The 3,277-nt window shown below is 72.9% G+C and carries 5 protein-coding genes; 2 read left to right on the plus strand and 3 right to left on the minus strand.

The features are described from left to right. Window positions 1-403: serine hydrolase (locus tag KBX53_RS27150; RefSeq protein WP_210862370.1), on the plus strand; the 403-nt coding region annotated here is incomplete at its 5' end. Between the two features lie 153 nt (window positions 404-556). Further along, window positions 557-1,534 carry an MBL fold metallo-hydrolase gene (locus KBX53_RS27155; protein ID WP_210862372.1) on the plus strand — a complete coding sequence of 326 codons (978 nt, stop codon included), beginning with the start codon at window positions 557-559 and terminating at the stop codon, window positions 1,532-1,534. Window positions 1,535-1,577: 43 nt separating this feature from the next. On the opposite strand, the gene KBX53_RS27160 is transcribed toward KBX53_RS27155, so the two are convergent. The 3 genes from KBX53_RS27160 to KBX53_RS27170 all read right to left on the minus strand — a co-directional run. Further along, entirely contained in the window at window positions 1,578-2,117 is a 540-nt protein-coding gene (locus KBX53_RS27160; RefSeq protein WP_210862374.1) for a DUF1697 domain-containing protein, read from the minus strand. A gap of 29 nt (window positions 2,118-2,146) precedes the next feature. Next, window positions 2,147-2,815: a response regulator transcription factor gene (locus tag KBX53_RS27165; RefSeq protein ID WP_210862376.1), complete on the minus strand. Its 669-nt coding sequence runs from the start codon at window positions 2,813-2,815 to the stop codon at window positions 2,147-2,149. Continuing rightward, a partial coding sequence (locus KBX53_RS27170; protein WP_369010014.1) for a sensor histidine kinase occupies window positions 2,812-3,277 on the minus strand: 466 nt, incomplete at its 5' end. The genes KBX53_RS27170 and KBX53_RS27165, both read right to left, overlap by 4 nt.

Below are 3,277 nucleotides of genomic sequence, written 5' to 3' on the forward strand. Positions count from 1 at the left end.
CTTTCCCACCCTGCCGGCGGAGCGGGTCCGGGCCATGCGGGTCTTCGACCCCGCGCGCACCACGTCCAGCACGGCCCGGGAGATCACCCGGCTGCTCACGCTGATCTGGCGGGACGAGGCCGGGCCGCCCGCAGCGTGCGCGATGGTTCGCACCTGGATGGCCCGGCAGCTCTTCTGGACCCGGCTGGCCGCCGGTTTCCCGCCCGGCGTCCGGGTGTCCGGAAAGACCGGCACCCTGCCCGGGTTGCACCTGGAGGCCGGCGTCGCCGAGTACCCCGACGGCGGCCGGTACGCGATCGCCGTCTTCGCCCGTGCCGAACAGTTGGCCCCGCGCCGCATCGACGTGGACCTGGCGATGGGGGAGGCCGCCCGGACGGCCGTCGAGGCGCTGCGCGGTAACTGATTTGTCGCCCGTCGGAGCGTCTGCGCACCGCCGCTGACCAGGTCCGATATGCGGCGTCGTATCGGAGCCGACGGCGTTTGATCTTGGACCGGGGTCGGGTGGCGCTGGTTGGCTCGTGTCGACCGATCACCCGAGCACGGGGAGCAGATCCGCATGCCCAACCTCGACCGTCGCCGCTTCCTGCGCGACGCCGCCGCCACCACCGCCCTGGTCTCCGCCGGTGGCCTCGCCGCCGGCGTCGCCACCCCGGCCCAGGCCGCGCCCCCGACCGCCGCCCCCGCGCCGACCGCGCGCCGCAAGGGCGCGGTCAGCTTCCGCTGGTGGGGTACGGCCGGCTGGCGGGTCGACATCGGCGACCGCACCGTCCTCGTCGACCCGTTCCTCAGCCGCATCGACACCGGGCTGTTCACCGGCCCGTTCAACACGCAGACCCGGTTGACAGTGCGCACCGACGTGATCGACCCGCGCGTCGACAAGGCCCTGACGGTGCTCGTCACGCACACCCACTGGGACCACTTCATGGACGTGCCGTACATCGCCAAGCGCACCGGCGCGCGGGTGTTCGGCACGCTGACCGCGTACCACCTGGGGTTGGCCTACGGGTTGCCGTCGACGCAGCTCAGCGCCGTCAAGGGTGGCGAGGTGCTGGACTTCGGGGACCACACCGTCGAGGTGGTCGGCTCACTGCACAGCCGCAACCCGTCGTACTCGGTGGCCTTTCCCGGGGTGCTGGTGACCCCACCGCCGCAGCCGGCCACCATCGCTGACCTGCCGGAGGGCGACACGCTGGGCTACCTGCTGCGGGTCGACGGCGGCCCGTCGGTCTACTTCACCGGGGCCAGCGACGTCGCCGAGCGGAATCTGACCGGCCTCGCGCCCGACGTGGCGATGGTGGCCATGCAGAACGCCACCACCACCGGCGACTACCTGCCCCGGCTGCTGGCCGGCCTCGACTACCCGAAGGTCGTGGTGCCGGTGCACTACGACAACTTCGAGACGGCGTTGCAGAACCCGCCGACCGTCGCACCGACCGACCGCACCCGGCTGAACGAGATGATCGCGGCGATCCGCCGGATCTCGCCGCGCAGCCGGGTCCTGGTGCCCGAGTACGAGACCGCGTACCACTTCTGAGCAGCGCGGATGGGGGTCGCGGGGGCCGCGACCCCCACCGTGCTCAGCCGGCGGTCATCTCCGCCAGGGCCCGCACCGACTTCCAGTTGCGGGTGGTGGCCACCACGCCGAGCTTCTTCTCCAGGTACGCGTTGGTGAACTTCGACCGGCCGTAACCGCCGTCGACGTAGTGCAGGAACACCTCCCGGCCGGTCACCGTGAACGACACGTTCTCGCCACCGGGCACGGCGAGCGCGTCCACAGTGGACTTCTCCGGTGCGGTGGCGAGGAAGGCCACCAGCAGTCGCGTCGGGTCGTCGTCCCGGTCGGCGTACGGGTTGCCGCCGGCGATCGCCGCCAGCTCCCGACCGCTGCGCACCAGCACCGGCACTGTCAGCGCCAGCTCGTCGGTGAGCGCCCGCGCGATGCCGGCGGCCAGCTTCTCCGCGTCGCGCACCGTGCTGCCGAAGGCCACGTTGCCGCTCTGCAGGTACGTCCTGACGTCCTCGTGCCCGAGGTCGGTGACGATCCGGCGCAGGTCGGCCATCGCCAGCCGGGTGGTGCCGACGTTGACCCCGCGCAGCAGGGCGACGTAGCGGGTCATGGCTCCTCCTTGGGTGCGCGCCGACCCGCTCAGCGTAGGCCGCCCGGCCCCACCAGGCCCGTCTCGTACGCGACGATGACCAGTTGCGCGCGGTCGCGTACCGCCAGCTTGGTCAGCAGCCGCCCGACGTGCGTCTTGACGGTGGCCTGGCTGAGGTTGAGGTGCGCGGCCAACTCCGCGTTGGACAGGCCCCGGGCGATCAGCGCGAGGACCTCCCGTTCCCGCTCGGTCACCCCGTCGAGCCGCCGGGGCAACGGCCTGGTCGGCTCCGGCCGCCGGGCGAACTCGTCGATCAGCCGGCGGGTCACCGTCGGCGCGAGCAACCCCTCCCCGGCGGCGACCACCCGGATCCCGGTCAGCAGGTCCGCCGGTGGGGTGTCCTTGAGCAGGAACCCGCTGGCCCCGGCGCGCAGCGCCCCGTAGACGTACTCGTCGAGGTCGAACGTGGTCAGGATGATGACCCGGGTGTCGGCCGTCGCCGGGTCGGCGCAGATCCGTCGGGTCGCCTCGATGCCGTCCATCTCCGGCATCCGGACGTCCATCAGCACCACATCCGGGTGGTGCTGCCCGGTCAACGCGACGGCCTGCGCGCCGGTGCCCGCCTCGCCGACTGTGGTGCAGTCCGGGCTGAGATCGACCAGCAACCGGAAACTGCCGCGCAGCAACGCCTGGTCGTCGGCGATCAGCACCCGGATCACGCGGCCACCCGGTAGGGCAGGCTGGCCGTCACCGCGAAGCCACCGTCGGGGCGTGGGCCGGCGCGGAACTCCCCGCCGTGCAACGCCACCCGTTCCCGCATGCCGATCAACCCGTGCCCCTCCCCGCCGAGCAGGACCGGCCGCCGCCCGTCGTCGGTCACCTCCACCCGCACCTCGTCGGGCCGGACGGTAACCGTGGCCCGGCACTCGGCCGGCGCCGCGTGCTTCACCACGTTCGTCACCGCCTCCTGCACGATCCGGTACACCGCGAGGCCCACCGACTCCGGCACCGCGCCGGCCGGCTCCTCCCGTCGTACGTCGAGTTGCACGTCGACGCCGCCGATCGCCGCCTGCCGGGCGAGGAGGGGCAACTCGTCCAGCCCGGGCGTCGGGGCGTACGGGCTGTCCGCACGCAGGACGCCGAGCACGCGACGCACATCGGTCAGGGCGGTGCGGCCGGTC

Source organism: Micromonospora sp. M51 (assembly GCF_018070305.1).
Taxonomy (GTDB): domain Bacteria; phylum Actinomycetota; class Actinomycetes; order Mycobacteriales; family Micromonosporaceae; genus Micromonospora; species Micromonospora parva.

Excerpts from the sequence above, each read along its gene's own strand:
- KBX53_RS27155 (WP_210862372.1), top strand. The coding sequence starts at position 557 with ATGCCCAACCTCGACCGTCGCCGCTTCCTGCGCGACGCCGCCGCCACC.
- KBX53_RS27160 (WP_210862374.1), bottom strand. The coding sequence starts at position 2,117 with ATGACCCGCTACGTCGCCCTGCTGCGCGGGGTCAACGTCGGCACCACC.